Annotated in this window: 13 protein-coding genes; 2 read left to right on the forward strand and 11 right to left on the reverse strand. The window is 57.1% G+C overall.

The window, feature by feature from the left end; genetic code table 11:
• Positions 1 to 22: 22 nt before the first annotated feature.
• The 3 genes from E1297_RS39655 to E1297_RS39665 are packed head-to-tail and all read right to left on the reverse strand — an operon-like array spanning position 23 to position 2675.
• On the reverse strand, positions 23 to 676 hold the full coding sequence (locus E1297_RS39655; protein WP_155148056.1) for a DUF938 domain-containing protein: 654 nt from the start codon (positions 674 to 676) through the stop codon (positions 23 to 25).
• The gene (locus E1297_RS39660) at positions 673 to 1740 is read right to left on the reverse strand and encodes an FAD-binding oxidoreductase (RefSeq protein ID WP_155148057.1); all 1068 of its coding nucleotides are present in this window, start codon (positions 1738 to 1740) and stop codon (positions 673 to 675) included. Before E1297_RS39660 ends, E1297_RS39655 begins: the two co-directional genes overlap by 4 nt.
• The gene (locus E1297_RS39665) at positions 1737 to 2675 is read right to left on the reverse strand and encodes an aldo/keto reductase (RefSeq protein WP_155148059.1); all 939 of its coding nucleotides are present in this window, start codon (positions 2673 to 2675) and stop codon (positions 1737 to 1739) included. The genes E1297_RS39660 and E1297_RS39665 overlap by 4 nt, the downstream gene beginning before the upstream one ends.
• Before the next feature lie 126 nt (positions 2676 to 2801).
• Between E1297_RS39665 and E1297_RS39670 the strand changes: the two genes are divergently transcribed.
• Positions 2802 to 3224, forward strand: coding sequence for a hypothetical protein (locus E1297_RS39670; RefSeq protein ID WP_209016278.1), 423 nt, complete (start codon positions 2802 to 2804; stop codon positions 3222 to 3224).
• Between the two features lie 3 nt (positions 3225 to 3227).
• Complete coding sequence (locus E1297_RS39675; protein ID WP_155148061.1) at positions 3228 to 4460, forward strand: HlyD family secretion protein; 1233 nt, start codon at positions 3228 to 3230, stop codon at positions 4458 to 4460.
• A 33-nt stretch (positions 4461 to 4493) separates the two neighbouring features.
• On the opposite strand, the gene E1297_RS39680 is transcribed toward E1297_RS39675, so the two are convergent.
• The 8 genes from E1297_RS39680 to xdhA all read right to left on the reverse strand — a co-directional run bounded on the left by E1297_RS39680 (position 4494) and on the right by xdhA (position 15395).
• A complete protein-coding gene (locus E1297_RS39680) occupies positions 4494 to 5864 on the reverse strand; it encodes an MFS transporter (RefSeq protein ID WP_196223518.1) in 1371 nt (456 codons plus the stop codon).
• A 158-nt stretch (positions 5865 to 6022) separates the two neighbouring features.
• Positions 6023 to 7096, reverse strand: coding sequence for a BMP family ABC transporter substrate-binding protein (locus E1297_RS39685; protein WP_155148066.1), 1074 nt, complete (start codon positions 7094 to 7096; stop codon positions 6023 to 6025).
• 35 nt (positions 7097 to 7131) lie between these two features.
• Positions 7132 to 8052: an ABC transporter permease gene (locus tag E1297_RS39690; protein ID WP_155148068.1), complete on the reverse strand. Its 921-nt coding sequence runs from the start codon at positions 8050 to 8052 to the stop codon at positions 7132 to 7134.
• Positions 8053 to 8055: 3 nt separating this feature from the next.
• Positions 8056 to 9138 carry an ABC transporter permease gene (locus tag E1297_RS39695; protein WP_155148070.1) on the reverse strand — a complete coding sequence of 361 codons (1083 nt, stop codon included), beginning with the start codon at positions 9136 to 9138 and terminating at the stop codon, positions 8056 to 8058.
• 47 nt (positions 9139 to 9185) lie between these two features.
• Entirely contained in the window at positions 9186 to 10703 is a 1518-nt protein-coding gene (locus tag E1297_RS39700) for an ABC transporter ATP-binding protein (protein WP_368669821.1), read from the reverse strand.
• The gene (xdhC, locus tag E1297_RS39705; RefSeq protein ID WP_155148072.1) at positions 10700 to 11635 is read right to left on the reverse strand and encodes a xanthine dehydrogenase accessory protein XdhC; all 936 of its coding nucleotides are present in this window, start codon (positions 11633 to 11635) and stop codon (positions 10700 to 10702) included. The genes E1297_RS39700 and xdhC overlap by 4 nt, the downstream gene beginning before the upstream one ends.
• The gene (gene xdhB / locus E1297_RS39710; RefSeq protein ID WP_155148074.1) at positions 11635 to 14037 is read right to left on the reverse strand and encodes a xanthine dehydrogenase molybdopterin binding subunit; all 2403 of its coding nucleotides are present in this window, start codon (positions 14035 to 14037) and stop codon (positions 11635 to 11637) included. The genes xdhC and xdhB overlap by 1 nt, the downstream gene beginning before the upstream one ends.
• Positions 14034 to 15395: a xanthine dehydrogenase small subunit gene (xdhA, locus tag E1297_RS39715; RefSeq protein ID WP_155148077.1), complete on the reverse strand. Its 1362-nt coding sequence runs from the start codon at positions 15393 to 15395 to the stop codon at positions 14034 to 14036. Before xdhA ends, xdhB begins: the two co-directional genes overlap by 4 nt.
• Positions 15396 to 15583 lie beyond the last annotated feature (188 nt).

A 15583-nucleotide genomic window follows, 5' to 3' on the forward strand; every position in this document is an offset into this window, starting at 1 on the left:
ACCGAGCTGACTTTGATCTCGATCAGATGCCCGGCTTTTCAAAAACGAATGCCAGATTGTTGGCAGGCATTTCAGTGATTTGGATCAGTTTCAGGCCATTGGCTCGCAGTAGCTCAAGAATTTCACTGTCATCTTTGTAGCCGATTTCCGGGTCTTGCTGAGTGAGGGCTTCGTGAAACCGTTTGTCCCCGTCGCTGCTCAACTCGCCAGAGCGCATAAACGGCCCGTAAAGAACAAAGCGACCAGCCACATTAAGGGACCGAGCGGCTTCAGCGATCAGTGCTTCAGTCTCGGGCCGACTGATAAGGTGCAGAAGGTTGATCAGAATGATCAGGTCCTTTTTACCAAAATCTCTATGCCACCCCAATGCGGTCGCATTCAGCTCCACTGCGGTCGAAACGTTCGGCAAAGCAGCGGTATAGGCATCGATGCTGGCCCGGCGTTGGGGGTCGATTTCGCTGGGTTGCCACCGCAGGTCTGGCAAGCACCTGGCAAAACTTGCGACATGTTGGCCAGTACCACTGGCGAGCTCCAACGCGGTGCCAGAAGGTGGCGCAACGAGTTGCAGCAAATCGCAAATTGCTTGGGTATTGCGGCTTGCTGCTGGGGCGACAAGCCGACCCTCTGTGTCTTCGCTAGCCACACTTGCATTGGGTGGAAGCTGTCGTTTGATCATTGGCGCAACCTTTCTGGGCTCAGCTCGGCAATAGTCTGGGCGGGCAGATCCGGTTCCGCTCCGATCGTCAGATCAGCTACTAGCTTCGACGCGGCAGGGGCTGTTTGAAATCCATACCCGCCCTGACCTGCAGACCAGATAAACGAGGGATCAGCAGGATCTGGCCCCAATACCAAGGTCCCGTCCGGGGAAAAGCTGCGCAGGCCGGCCCAATTGACCTCGACCCGGGTAACGGGTTCTGTGACCATCTCTTCGTAGCGGGCCAATCCTTCGGCCAGAACCATGTCATCCGCGTATGCATCTTGTGGCGCGACGGGTTCCGCCTCGGCAGGGGACACCAACAGTTTTCCAGCATCTGGTTTGGCGTACCATGTTTCCCCGACACCCAGCATCATTGGCCAACCGCCGACATCGAGCCCACCGGGCGCGGGTATACGGGCCATTGACCTGCGACAGGGGATAATTCCAATCGGCGGTATGCCTGCCATGTTCGCGATTTCGTCGACCCACGCACCAGCGGCATTAACAATGTTCCGTGCCTCAAAACTCTGATGAGCCTCTACATGCCACAGCTCATCTTTTTGGATGCCGATGACCTTTTGACGCGTGAGAACGCTACCACCATTGTGGCGAATGGTACGTGCAAAATCCTGCAGCACGCGATCAGTGTCGATGTCAAAGGCACCTTCGCTGATTGCAGCGTAACCTACGGTTTCCATATTCAGGATGGGTATACGCGACAAGGCATCCTGAAGGGGGATTTCCCGCATGCGCAAACTGGCCACATCGTCGGAGAACTGATCCTTTTGATCTTTCCCTCCGACCAGCATAAGACCGCGTGGTGTCAGATAGTCGCCGGAGAAAAAGAACTCTGCACTGGCTTTGTTCAGCTCAACAACCGATGGCGGTCCATACCCTTCTTCGAACAATGCAGCCGAGCGTCCGGATGCATGGTACCCAAGTGCGTCTTCCGCCTCGAGCACCGTAACTGATCCATGCGCTGACAAGCGTGCGCCAGCACTTAGGCCGGCGATGCCACCCCCGATAACTAGGAAATCAATCATGATTGCTCTTCTAAGCGGTCGGTTGCAGGTGGTGGAGTAAGGCTGAGGGCTGTGATCCGATCGTACAGTTCCTCGGGCATTTTCCAGTTCAATGCGGCCAGAGATGGAGCGAGTTGCTCAGTATTTCTCGCCGAAATGATTGGCATTGGCTCAAATGGGCTCGCCGCAACCCATGCAACAGCCAAGGTCGCGGGGTCCTGGCCGACCTCGCTTGCCAGATCGCGCAATGCTTCAGCAGTTTCAGACATCCAGTCGGCCCCGTATCGGGCCGCATATCGGTTATCCTCGGCCAGCCGCCCTTGACCACCAGCTGCATATTTTCCGGTCAGCAAACCGCCGCCAAGGGGCGAATAGGCTGCGACCGCGATACTTTGATCTGAACACATCGGCAGGATTTCAACCTCTGCCTGGCGCTTGACCAGATTGTACATGGGCTGCAGCACATCAATTGTCAGATCAAACTCGGCCGCAACTCGGACAGCTTTCATCACCTGCCACGCAGCGAAATTTGACAGGCCAACGTAACGGATTTTGCCCTCCTGCTTTAGTCGGGCAAAGCAAGACATGGTTTCTGATAGATCAGTGTCAGGATCGAACCGATGAAGATAAAGCAGGTCGACCATGTCCTGATCCAGCCGTTTGCGCGAGATATCGAACTGCTTCTCGATGTTCTCAGCGCCTGCACCACCGCTGTAGCCTGCTTTGGTGGCAATCAGCAGCGCCTCTCTTTCATTGGCAACCATACTGCCCAACAGCGTCTCGGATACGCCGTCGGTATAGACATGTGCTGTATCAAAATGGGTGATACCCGCTGTGCGACATGCATCATACATCGCGTTGCTTTGCGCTGCATCGGCACGGCCGCCAAATTGCATTGTGCCAAAGGCAAATCGGCTTACTGCGGTTCCATCAAGAGAAGTAAGAATAGAGGTCATTCGCGCGCCTTAATGAGATTGGGGATTCCGTTGAGGATTTGTCAAAGTGTCTGGCCAAACTTTAAGCAGGCTTGAATTTATGCATCAACCCATCCAAAGAGTATCAAACAGAAACAGGAGGGTAGGGTGAATACCGCGGAATTACACCCGATGGCCACAGGACATATTCCGTCCTATGTGACCCAGGCGGACGGAAGCGATTTTCTTTTTACGTTCATGGTTGTTTTTACAATTGTCGTGATTGTGTTGATCGGTGTCGCCTACTTCACTCTCCATTCGATCCCGGAAAAAATCGCGCATGAATCCAACCACCCACAGTTTCAGTTGGTGGGTATTCTGGCATTGTTGGCTTTGTTCACCCACAACGGGCTGTTTTGGGTGGCGGCCATTCTGGTGGCCGGGTTCCAATTTCCTGATTTTGCCGCGCCTTTGCGTGCAATAGCGGATTCCATCCGTTCTCTGGCACCCGAGAACACGCAGCCCCCGGTTGCAGAGGAGCCGTCCGAAATCAATCCTGAAACCGTCCAAGCCGCACCGCAGGAGCAGTAAGATATGCTTGAAACACTGATGTGCGCGCTGGTCACGGTTCTGCCTGACTATCTGTTCCGCCGGTTTGTGCAGGGCAAACGAATCGGGCATGAGATCACGCTGTTTACTATGTGGTACGAGCTGCGTTGGGGGTTGACGACCTGCGCGATCCTCGCGCTGACCGTAATCACCACGCTGTTCTACTTCCATCCATCCAGCAAAACCGCTGCCTCATACTTCCGCACGGTTACCATTCTGCCGCAACTGGGTGGCCGCGTTTCGGAAATCTATGTTCAAAACAACGAGCAGGTTGTTGCAGGTCAACCGATATTCCGCATTGAGGATTTCACTCAGACAGCACAGGTCGAAGCCGCACATGCTCAGATCGCGCAGGTTCAGGCATCGCTGAAGGTTGCTCAGACTGATCTGGCAGAGGCTGAGGCCGGGATTGCCGGTGCACGCGCAGCGCTGGATCAGTCCCTGGAGGATTTAGAACGCAATACGACTTTGCGAGATGAAGGCTCCAGCGCCGTACGATTGGCCGAGATTGAGCGTCTCGAAAATCTGGTCGAAGAGCGCGAAGCTCAGGTGGTAGCAGCACAATCCCGAAGGGCAGCAGTCATTCAACAGATCGAAGAACTGATCCCCGCACAACTGGCCAGCGCCAATGCAAAGCTGGATGCAGCCCTGACCGAACTCGACAAAACCGTGATCAGTGCGGGAGTAACCGGACGGATTGAGCAGTTCGGCCTTCAAGTTGGGGACTATGTCAGCCCGCTGCTGCGCCCTGCGGGCATTCTTGTGCCGTCATCCTCCGGCCACGACCGGTTTCAGGCTGCATTCACGCAGCTGTCTGCGCAAGTTATCAAGCCAGGTATGATTGGTGAATTGGGTTGTATGACCAAACCGTTCACCGTCATTCCGGTCGTGGTGGTCGAAGTGCAGGATGTCATCCCGTCTGGTCAAATTCGACCCAGTGATGAATTGCGGGATGTTCAGGTCAACAAAAATCCTGGATCGATTTTGGTCTATCTCGAGCCACTCTACAAAGGCATGGCAGACGACATTCCACCCGGAAGTAATTGTCTGGCCAACGTCTACACTGACAACCATGAAAAGCTTGAGGATGAGAATCTCGGGTTCTGGGAAAAGGCATTCCTGCATGTGGTCGACACGATCGGCGTGGTTCACGCTGCCGGATTGCGCCTTCGTTTGATCCTGATGCCGGTCAACACGCTGGTTCTGAGCGGCCACTGATGCGAATAGCTTAATTCGTTTACCCGCTATGACTTACTCGGGTTTTTCAGAGGAAGCTTTAACAGGCTTCCTCTCCAACGAAGCGTAAGAGTAGGCAAAAACACAGCCAGCGAAAATGGCGATCAGCCAAAACACCATTGGAAATGAGCTGGTGATGGCAAAGGTTGTGCTTGCCAGTGCCATCCCGACTGTTCCGCCGAGCAATTGGAACGTCATGGATATCCCACTGGCCTGACCATGCAGTGCGACTGGAACTGACATCATGACAGCCCGCCGGGGTGGAACGAACAGAAAAGGGGCGCAGCATCCCCAGATCAGAAATGCCGCCATGATCATTTGGCTGTTCCCGACCCGCATACCTAAGGCGACCAGTGCAACTCCGATAGTTCCGCAGCCGACGCCGATCAGTGAGGGTGTTCTTGCTCCAAAGCGATCCGCAATCTTTCCCGCCAGTGGTGCGATGAACACCTGCGGAATTGCGACCGGCAACAGTGCCGCACCTGCGGCGAGTGGCGAAAACCCAAGCTTTGATTGAAAGTAGAGAGCGCCGAACACAAACATCACGATCTTCACGAATTGGGCAGTGAATACGATCATGTTCGCCGATGCAAAACTTGGGTTGGTAAACAGGGACACCGCGATCAACGGGTTAGGCGCCGAGCGCTCGATCGGTACGAAAAGAGTTAAGAGAAGAAGCCCCGAGACTAACGCAATAATGACTTCGGGTTGCGCCCATCCACGGTCCGGGCCTTCCATTATGCCAAAAACGATAGAGGCCAGACCAACGACCAATAAAAGGAAACCTTTCCAATCAAATGCCGGCTCTGGCAACTGTGCAGGATCTCTCCAACAGGCCAAGGCTATCGCGGCCACGATCAGAACGATCGGTGGGTTGACCCAGAATATCCATCGCCACGAAATGTACTCTGTCAATACACCGCCAATCAGCGGACCCATCGACAGGAATATGGTTCCAATCGCCCCATACAGACCTAGTGCAAGACCGCGTTCATGTTCTTCGAATGAACGTATCAATATCAGCAGGGACAACGGAAATATGAGCGCTGCGCCCAGACCCTGGATTGCACGCGCCAGCAGTAAATCCAGCCCGCTTTCAGAAAAGCCACCTGCAGCGGAGGCCAGCCCAAAGATCAAAAGACCGGCGCTCAGCAACCAGCGTGCACCGAGAATATCGCCGAGCCGCCCGGCAGCCCCGGCAAAGCAAGCCAGAACCAGAAGATATATGTTGACGGTCCAATGAGATTGAAGCCGACTCAGGCCCAGATCTTTTTGGATTGTCGGCAGTGCCACGCTGATCACTGTTTCGTCCAACAGGATCACGCCCAGAATGGCCCCCATCGCAGCAAGTAACCACCAACGCGTGTTTCCCTGAGTGTCAGCCACTATAATACCGTCTTGATGAAACCACTGGTTCATACATCAGTTCGATTGCACGGCCATTCGTCAAGGAAATCGTAACGATAGCAGGCACTGCGTATATTCTCGCCAAACGAAAAAGGGCCAGCCAAATGGCCAGCCCCTCATTTGCTATTTGCTAGAGCTTACTGCGGGATTTCGCCTTCCAGCCCTTCAACATAGAAGTTCATACCTGCCAGCGTACCGTCATCGGCGGTCTCGCCTTCGGCCAGCCAGTCGCTTCCGTCCTGCTTCTTCAGCGGGCCGGTGAAGGGGTGGTATTCACCCGCTGCCATGGCAGCCTTCAAGGCCAGAGCTTCTTCTTTAACATCGGCCGGAACAGCGTCCGAGATCTCACCGATTGCGACCATGCCTTCCCGGATACCATCCCATGTGTTGGCGCTTTCCCATGTTCCGTCCATTACAGCCTGGGTCCGTGCAATGTAGTAGGGAGCCCAATCGTCAATGATCGAAGATACGCGCGGGAACGGCGCGTATTCGCTCATGTCCGAAGCCTGGCCAAAGGTGACAACGTTTCCTGCCTCTTGCGCAGCCGCTTGCGGTGCGGTCGAGTCAGTGTGCTGCAGGATCACGTCCGCACCCTGTTCGATCAGAACGGTGGCGGCGTCAGCCTCTTTCGCCGGGTCGAACCAAGTGTAGGCCCAGACAATCTTGAACTCGACATCCGGGTTTACCTTCTTGGCGTGAACATAGGCCGAGTTGATGCCGCGGATCACTTCGGGGATCGGATAGGAACCGATATAACCGATGATGTTCGACTTCGTCATGTTACCCGCGATGTGGCCCTGAACGGCGCGACCTTCGTAGAAGCGTGCCGAGTAGACCGAAACGTTATCGGCAGTTTTATAGCCAGTGGCGTGCTCGAACTTCACGTCCGGGAATTTCTTGGCCACGTTGATGGTCGGGTCCATATAGCCGAACGAGGTGGTGAAGATCAGATCCGCACCTTCCAGCGCCATCTGGGTCATCACGCGTTCCGCATCCGGCCCTTCAGGCACAGATTCAACGAATACGGTTTCGACCTTGTCGCCAAAGTGCTCTTCGACCGCCAGACGGCCTTTGTTGTGCTCATAGGTCCAGCCGCCGTCGCCCACCGGGCCGACATAAACGAAACCGACTTTGGTTTTGTCTTCGGCCATGGCGCCTGTCGCCAGACCCAGCGCCATTGCGGCACTTGTCAGAAGTGATGTGAATTTCATGTAGTTACTCCCCAAGTTGGTTCAGTTGGCCCCATCTAGTGCGAGGCATGGAAGGTCCGGCCCAGTGAGGCAGGTGCGCTGCTCTTGTCGGCCGAAAGGATCACAAGCACAAGGATCGTGATGATATAGGGCGACATTGCCAGATACTCGACGGGAATGGCAACGCCTGCTGCCTGCAGATTAAGCTGCAACACCGTGATTCCGCCAAACAAATAAGCACCAAGCAATGCGCGCCAAGGTTTCCAGCTGGCGAACACCACCAACGCTAACGCGATCCAGCCAACCCCGGCGGTCATGCCCTCGGTCCACTGCGGTACTCGGATCAGGCTGATGTAAGCTCCGCCGAGGCCCGCGCAGGCACCGCCGAACAGGATCGCCATGATACGGATCTTGATGACCTTGTAGCCCAAGGCATGCGCCGCATCGTGGTTTTCACCAACCGCGCGCAGGATCAGTCCGACGCGTGTGTACTTGAGTACGGCCCAGACTGCCGCTGTCAGAGCAATGCCGACATAGAGGATAGGATCATGCTGGAACAGGATCGGGCCTATGACAGGAATATCGCTGATCAGCGGGATGTGGATATCACCCATGCTGGGTGGTTTGATGCCCACATAGCTTTGCCCCAGAAGGGCGCTGAAGCCGAGGCCAAACAAGGTCAGCGCAAGTCCACTTGCCACTTGGTTGGCGAGAGCGACCTGCGTCAGCAGTACAAACAACAGGGACAGTACCGCGCCTCCAATGGCTGCAGCAACAAAACCCAGCCAGGGTGAGCCTGTTTCGACGGAGATCGCAAAGCCGCTGATTGCACCTACAATCATCATGCCTTCGACGCCGAGGTTAAGAACACCTGCTTTCTCAACGACTAATTCTCCGATCGCGGCCAGCAGCAGGGGGGTCGCGGCCACCATCAGCGAAGCGACCAAGAGTACGGGATTGATTTCACCTAGGTCCATGGGTCACGCCACCTCGCTACGGGCCGCACGAATGCGGTAGTTTGTCAAAAGATCGAATGCCAGCAGGAAGAACAGCAGCATTCCCTGAAACACCTGAATGGCCGCGGCAGGCAGGCCCAGCTGAGACTGCGCGATCTCGCCACCGATATAGGTCAGGGCCATCAGGCCACCGGCCAGCAGAATGCCCACAGGATGCAAGCGGCCCAGAAAGGCCACGATGATCGCCGTAAAGCCATAGCCGACATTAAAGTCGATGCTGACGACGCCCGAGGGGCCGGAGACTTCGAACATCCCCGCCAGACCGGCCAGAGCGCCGGACAGACCTAAACAGAACAGGATCAGCCGGGCAGGGTTCACACCGGCGAATTTCGCGGCGCGAGGCGCTTCACCCGTCAGTCGGATGTGAAAGCCCAGCATGTGCCGGTTCAACAGGACATAGGCAAAGATCACTGCGATCAGAGCGGTCACGACGCCCCAGTGCATTCCCGACCCGGCGATCAACTCAGCATTATAAGCGCTTTCATAGGATTGCAGGTTGCGCGAACCGGGAAAGCCGAACCCTTCGGGGTTCTTAAGTAGGCCCAGCGAAACCGAGGCCAGCATCTGCTCGGCCACATAAACCAGCATAAGGGACACGAGGATTTCGTTGGTCCCGAACCGGACCTTCAGAAAGGCCGGGATCATCGCCCAAAGCCAGCCGCCAAACGCACCGGCTATCACCATAATCGGGAAGATATAGAAAGCATCCAGAGGGTAGAATGCCAGACCGGCACCCGCGCCAAAGATGGCGCCCATGATGTACTGGCCCTCGGCCCCGATATTCCAGATGCCCGCACGAAAGCCCAGCGATAGACCGATGGCGATAAGCACCAGTGGCGCACCTTTCACCAACAGCTGCGGGCGATAATAAAAGGCAAACTCACCAAAGAGAGGTTCCCAAAAAATGGTTCCGATGGCTTGCAATGGGTTTTTACCCAGAATGGCAAACAAAAGCCCACCAAACACCATCGTCGCCAGTACCGCTACCAAAGGGGTCGCATAGGACCACGCCTTGGACGGCTGAGGCCGTTTCTCCAACACAATCATCTGCTCATCCCCCCGTTTTTAAATTCTTTTTGAGTGTTTTTCCTGGCTTACACATGGGCCACCTCCATGCCATGTGCGCCGCCCATCATCAGGCCGATTTCGTCTACCGTCAGGCCGGTCGTGGGCCGCGGAGCGCTCAGCCGGCCTTCGTTCAGGGCAGCAAAGCTGTCCGAAATCTCCATAAGCTCGTCGAGATCCTGAGAGATGCAGATGACCGCAGTACCTTTTGCGGCCAGATCCAGAATGGCCTGCCGGATTGCGGCAGCAGCGGCGGCGTCCACGCCCCATGTCGGCTGGTTCACAACAAGCACATCGGGGTCTTGCAGCACCTCTCGACCAATCACGAATTTCTGCAGGTTTCCACCCGACAGCGACCTCGCCGCATTCTCAGGTCCGGGTGTCCGAACGTCAAAGGCCTCGATGATTTTCTCAGCAAAATTCTGGGTTTCGGCCCATTTCAGAAACCCTTTGCTTTCCAGCCCTTCCCGCACTGAGCCCGTCAATAAGGCATTTTCAGTGAGGCTCATGTCCGGCGCAGCAGCGTGGCCCAGCCTTTCTTCCGGCGCGGTCAGAACACCAAGCTTGCGGCGGGCCGTGGGCCCCAATTTACCAATCGCCTGCCCGTTGAACTTGATCGCGTCGGCAGTGGTTTGAATCTCACCCGACAATACGCCCAGCAACTCATCCTGTCCGTTGCCGGCGACACCACCGATGCCAAGAACCTCACCCTTGCGAACTGTCATGTGAACGTTTCTCAGCGCGGTCCCGAACTCAGAAGGCGAAGGAACCGACAACCCACTGACATCCAGTGCAACGTCGCCAAACTCGCGCCCTGAACGCTCGGGGGTCTGAAGGGTCGAACCCACCATCATTTCGGCCATGTCACGGGCCGATGTTTCACTCGGAACACATTCGCCAACGTTCTTGCCCAGACGCAGGATCGTGGCGTGGTCGCAAAGCGTACGTATTTCCTCAAGCTTGTGCGAAATATAGAGGATCGACGTACCTTCGGACCGCAGTTTATTCAGTGTCTCAAACAGGATTTCGACCTCTTGTGGTGTCAGAACCGAGGTCGGTTCGTCCATGATCAGCAGCTTGGGATCCTGCAGCAGACAGCGAATGATCTCGACCCGCTGGCGCTCACCTGCAGACAGGTCACCGACGGTGCGGTAAGGATCCAGTGGCAGGCCATAAGTTTCCGAAACTTCGCGGATACGCGCGGCCAGATCGCCCATGGCCGGAGGGTTCTCCATCCCCAAGGCAATGTTCTCGGCCACGTTCAGCGCGTCGAACAGCGAGAAGTGCTGGAATACCATCGCAATCCCGTCGGCCCGCGCCGCGCGCGGTTCGGGGGGCGCAAAAGGTTGGCCGCGCAACAACATTGTACCGCTGTCGGGTTTCACCAGCCCGTAGATCATCTTCACCAGTGTGGATTTGCCGGCACCGTTTTCGCCCAGCAGGGCGTGAACTTCGCCTTCACCGATGTCAAAAGACACCTGATCATTGGCCACGACGCCGGGATAGGCTTTGGTCAGCCCTTGCAAGCTTAGGAGTGGAGTGGTCACGCGCTCAGGTCCTTCTTCAATTCAATCTGCCGGGCAGGGCGCAGGATTTGCGCCGCGACACCAACTGCGATCATCTGCGGGTGTTTGCCCAGGGACGGGTCCCCGATTGGGCAGGTGATCCGGCCAATCCGTTCGGGCGTATGCCCCAATGCGGCCAGCCGCGACCGGAATCGCGCCCATTTCGTAGCCGAGCCGATCAGGCCAGCAAAGCGGAAATCATGCAAAAGCAGCCTGTTGCACAGTTCCAGGTCCAAATTGTGTGAATAAGTAAGCACAAGATGCTCGGCATCGCGCGGTGCATGACGGACCAGCTCGGCCGGTTTGGCCGCCGGAACAATGGTCACACCGTTCGGCACCTCATCCGGAAAGCGTTCTGGCCCGGTATCAACCCAGGTAATTGCCAGATCGGGCAGGGGCGATAGGACATCGACCAGAGCCCGGCCGACATGACCCGCGCCCCAGATCCAAAGATTGCGCGTGGGTTCGTGAACCGGCTCGATCATCCATCCGTCAATCAGCTGCGGGTCGGGTTTTACACCCTGACCGCGGGCCTGTGCCAGCAAGCGTTTGACCGACAGTGGCATTTCACCGCCCGAGGCCGAGCGCGCGATGATCGTGTCATTCAGCTGTTCTACCGCCTCAAGGTCAAAGATTTCGCTAAGCAGGGTTACAGCCCCGCCGCAGCACTGACCCATATCCGGGCCAAGCGCGTGGTGTGTCTGGCGCGCAGGCGCTGTCTGGGACCGTGCCGCTTCGGCCGCCTGAAACTCCAGGGTACCTCCGCCGATGGTACCTGATTGCCCGTCCTCCCAAACAAGCATCGCGGCACCGACTTCGCGAGGGGATGACCCCTTGATCCCGGCGATGACCACCCGGACCACTTTGCCGTGGGTTTTGACCGCCTCCCTCAAAGCCTCTCGATCAAATCCCATCAGATGCCTCCCTTCATCCTTTGGACACCGTGCCAGACCTCTTCGGCCGTGGCGGGTGCATCCAGTGACGGATAACTGTCTCCGCAAGCTGCCACCGCATTCGACAGTGCCAGCCAGGCAGAGATACCCAGCATGAACGGCGGCTCTCCCACCGCCTTTGAGCGATAGATTGTGTCCTCGCGGTTTTGACCGTCCCACAAGGCGACATTGAAGATGTCCGGACGGTCTGAGCAGGCCGGGATCTTGTAGGTCGACGGCGCATGGGTGCGCAGGTTTCCTTTATCGTCCCAGACCAATTCCTCAGTCGTGAGCCAGCCTGCGCCCTGGACGTATCCACCTTCAACTTGTCCGACATCCAACGCAGGGTTCAGCGACGCGCCTGCATCATGCAGGATGTCGGTGCGCAGGATGCGGTTCTCACCGGTCAGCGTATCGACTGCGACCTCGGTAACAGATGCACCATAGGCGAAGTAAAAGAACGGACGGCCACGGCCCTTGATTCGGTCCCACTCGATCTTGGGCGTTTTGTAGAATCCCGTAGCCGACAGGCTGATGCGGCCCTGATAGGCCAGCGCGGCAGCTTCGGCGAAGGTATAGCGTTCCTCTCCGATCGCGACATGTCCATCCGAGAAGGTGACCGCGGATGGGTCGGCCTGATGCCGTTCGGCCAGATAATCGGCCATGCGGTCGCGGATCGTGTCGCAGGCTGCTTTTACCGCCATTCCGTTCAGGTCACTGCCGGAAGACGCCGCCGTCGCCGAGGTGTTGGGCACCTTGGCGGTGTCGGTGGCGGTGATCTTAACCATCTCCAGTGGAATGCCAAAGCGCGAGGCCGCAACCTGCGCAACCTTCTGGAACAGGCCCTGACCCATTTCAGTGCCGCCATGGTTCAGGTGGACAGAGCCGTCTTGATACACATGCACCAGCGCACCCGCCTGGTTCAGATGGGTCAGCGTGAAGGAAATTCCGAACTTGACCGGAGAAAAGGCGATCCCCTTCTTGATCACTCTGTTCTCGGCGTTCCATTTCTCGATGGCTGCCTTGCGTGATGCGTAGTCGCTGGTTTTCAGCAGCTTTTCAGTCATGCCGTGCAGCTCGAAGTCACTAACTTCCATACCGTAAGGCGTGGTGTTGCCGCCTGCGGGCAGAGGGCGTACGGGCGTGTCTCCCATCTCGACCGCGCCCCGGCTGGTCAGGTCCTCATGCGGATCGGGGTGGCCCAGAGGTTTTTCCGTAGGCACATTGTCCGCAACCGTATGTGCCGGTTCATAGTAATTCCGGCGGCGCAGCTCGACCGGATCTATGCCCAATTCATAGGCCGCGTGGTCCATAACGCGTTCGATACCAACCATACCCTGCGGGCCGCCAAAGCCACGATAGGCGGTGGCGGATTGGGTGTTGGTTTTCAGCCGGTGGCTTTCAATCCGTGCATTCGGCAACAGATAGGCGTTGTCCGAATGCAGCATTGCACGGTCCGCGACGGGTAGGGACAGGTCCTGCGCCCAACCGCAGATCGCGTAGTGGTGGAAGGATACGCCCTGAATATGGCCGTTCTCATCGAACCCGGCCTTGTACGCGATGCGGAAGGCGTGGCGTTTGCCGGTGATGATCATATCATCGTCGCGGTCATAGCGCATCTTGCAGGCCTTACCTGTGGCACGGGCGGCCACAGCACAGGATACAGCCAATGCGTTGCCCTGACTTTCCTTACCGCCAAAACCACCGCCCATGCGACGAGTCTCGACACGTACGGCATGCATGGGAACGCCCAGTGCATCCGCCACTTTGTGCTGAATCTCGGTCGGGTGCTGGGTCGAGCTATGCACCAGCATATCCGCGCCCTCATACGGCACAGCCAGTGCGGCCTGTCCTTCCAGATAGAAATGTTCCTGCCCGCCAATCTCGAACGCGCCTTCGATGACACGCGCGGAACCGGCAATAGCTGCATCAGCATCGCCTTTGGCATAGATGCGAGGGCCATCCTCAAACCGGCTGTCTGCGGCCAGCGCCTCCTCGACCGTCAGGATAGGGGTTTCTTCGGCATACTCGATGTTACCCAACCGGGCAGCCTTGCGCGCGGCCAGATGGCTGGTGGCGATCACAAGGAAAACGGGCTGTCCGATGTAGTGAATCGAACCATCTGACAGCAGCGGCTCGTCATGGATCGACGGAGAGACGTCGTTTGCAAAGGGCAGGTCGTCGGCGGTCATGACCATGACGACCCCATCGGCAGCTTTTACGGCTGACAGATCCATCGACGTAATCGTGCCTTTGGCAATCGGGCTTAAGCCAAAGGCCAGATGCAGCGAGCCTTTTGGTGTTGGAATGTCATCGACATAGCGCGCAGTGCCGGAGACATGCAGCGGCGCCGCGTCATGGGGGAGGGGTTTAGTCACGCTCATGCCGACACCTCCAAAACGTTTGTGACTTCACCCTGATCTTCGAGGAAGTACCTCTCGAGCATCGCTTTTGCGGTCTCCAACCGGTAGTTGGCCGAGGCGCGCATATCTGTCATTGGCGTGAAGTCGTTGCCGAAGGCTGGGATTGCGGATTGAACGGTTTCGTTTGTCCAGGGTTTGCCCTTCAGCGCTGCTTCGACATTTGAGGCGCGCTTTGGAATGCCGGCCATGCCGCCGAACGCGATACGCGCATCAGCGACCATGCCATCCGTTACTGTGATGCAGAAACACCCGCAAACGGCCGAGATGTCCTGGTCGAACCGTTTGCTGAGTTTGTAGGCTTTAAGGCGATCCTCCTGGCGTGGGAAGCTCACCGCTTCCACAAATTCGCCCGGCGCGCGGTCTTGCTTGCCGTAATCGATGAAGAACTCTTCCAACGGGATCGACCGACGCGCGTCACCCTTTCGCAGATGCAGCGTTGCACCCAAGGCAATCAGGGCGGGCGGGTTGTCTCCGATGGGCGACCCGTTAGCGATGTTGCCACCGACCGTGGCCGCGTGGCGTACCTGTACACTGGCGTAACGACGGATCATTTCAGCGTAGGAAGGATGCAGGTTGGTCAGCGCTTCGCCCATACGGTTCATGTCGACCATGGCACCAAAGCGGACTTCGTCATCCGTGATGGTGATCTCTTTCAGATCATCGCAACGGTTCAGGAATATCACTGGGTCGAGATCCCGAAGTTGCTTTGTGACCCAAAGCCCAACATCTGTTGCGCCGGCAACCAGTGTAGCGTCCGGATGCTTGGCATAAACAGCCGCCAGTTCATCCGTTGATCCAGGCAGCATCGGCGATGTCACCCGTGTTGCTACCGGCTTGTCTTTAACCCAAACCGGGACCGGTTGGGCCTCGGCGGCCTCGGCCGCCCGGATGATCGGTGCGTAGCCCGTGCACCGGCACAGGTTTCCGGCAAGCTGCGTATCGTGATCCTTGGCACCATTGGTGTGGCTTGCAACCATCGACATGACGAAGCCGGGGGTACAGAAGCCACATTGCGATCCGTGCAGATCAACCATGGCCTGTTGAACAGGATGCGTCTCGCCATCCGGTCCGCTGGCACCTTCGACGGTGCGCACCGCTTTGCCGTGTAGCTGAGGCAGGAACAGGATACAGGAATTCAGCGCCTTGTGTCCGCCCTCGTCCGTGACCATGACGGTACAGGCCCCGCAATCGCCTTCGTTGCAGCCTTCCTTGGTGCCGGTCAGGCCGCGATCTTCGCGCAGCCAATCCAGCAAGGTCGCCGTCGGATCAACATCCGCCAGCTCCACAGTCTCTCCGTTCAGAAGAAACGTGATATTCATGAGTGAAACCCGTCGCCTTACCCGGTTGCGCCCTTGGGTGCTCTCCTTCGATGCGACGTAGAAAGAGTAGCGGGCGAATAGCTTGCCGTCAGATGTTAGAAACAGCGCAGGTTGTCTGGCAAGAAAAACTACCTATGTGATACACCATTGGTCACTGACGTTGCGTGATTGTGCTGTCCGTTTAATAA

This window comes from Roseibium sp. RKSG952 (genome assembly GCF_009711355.1).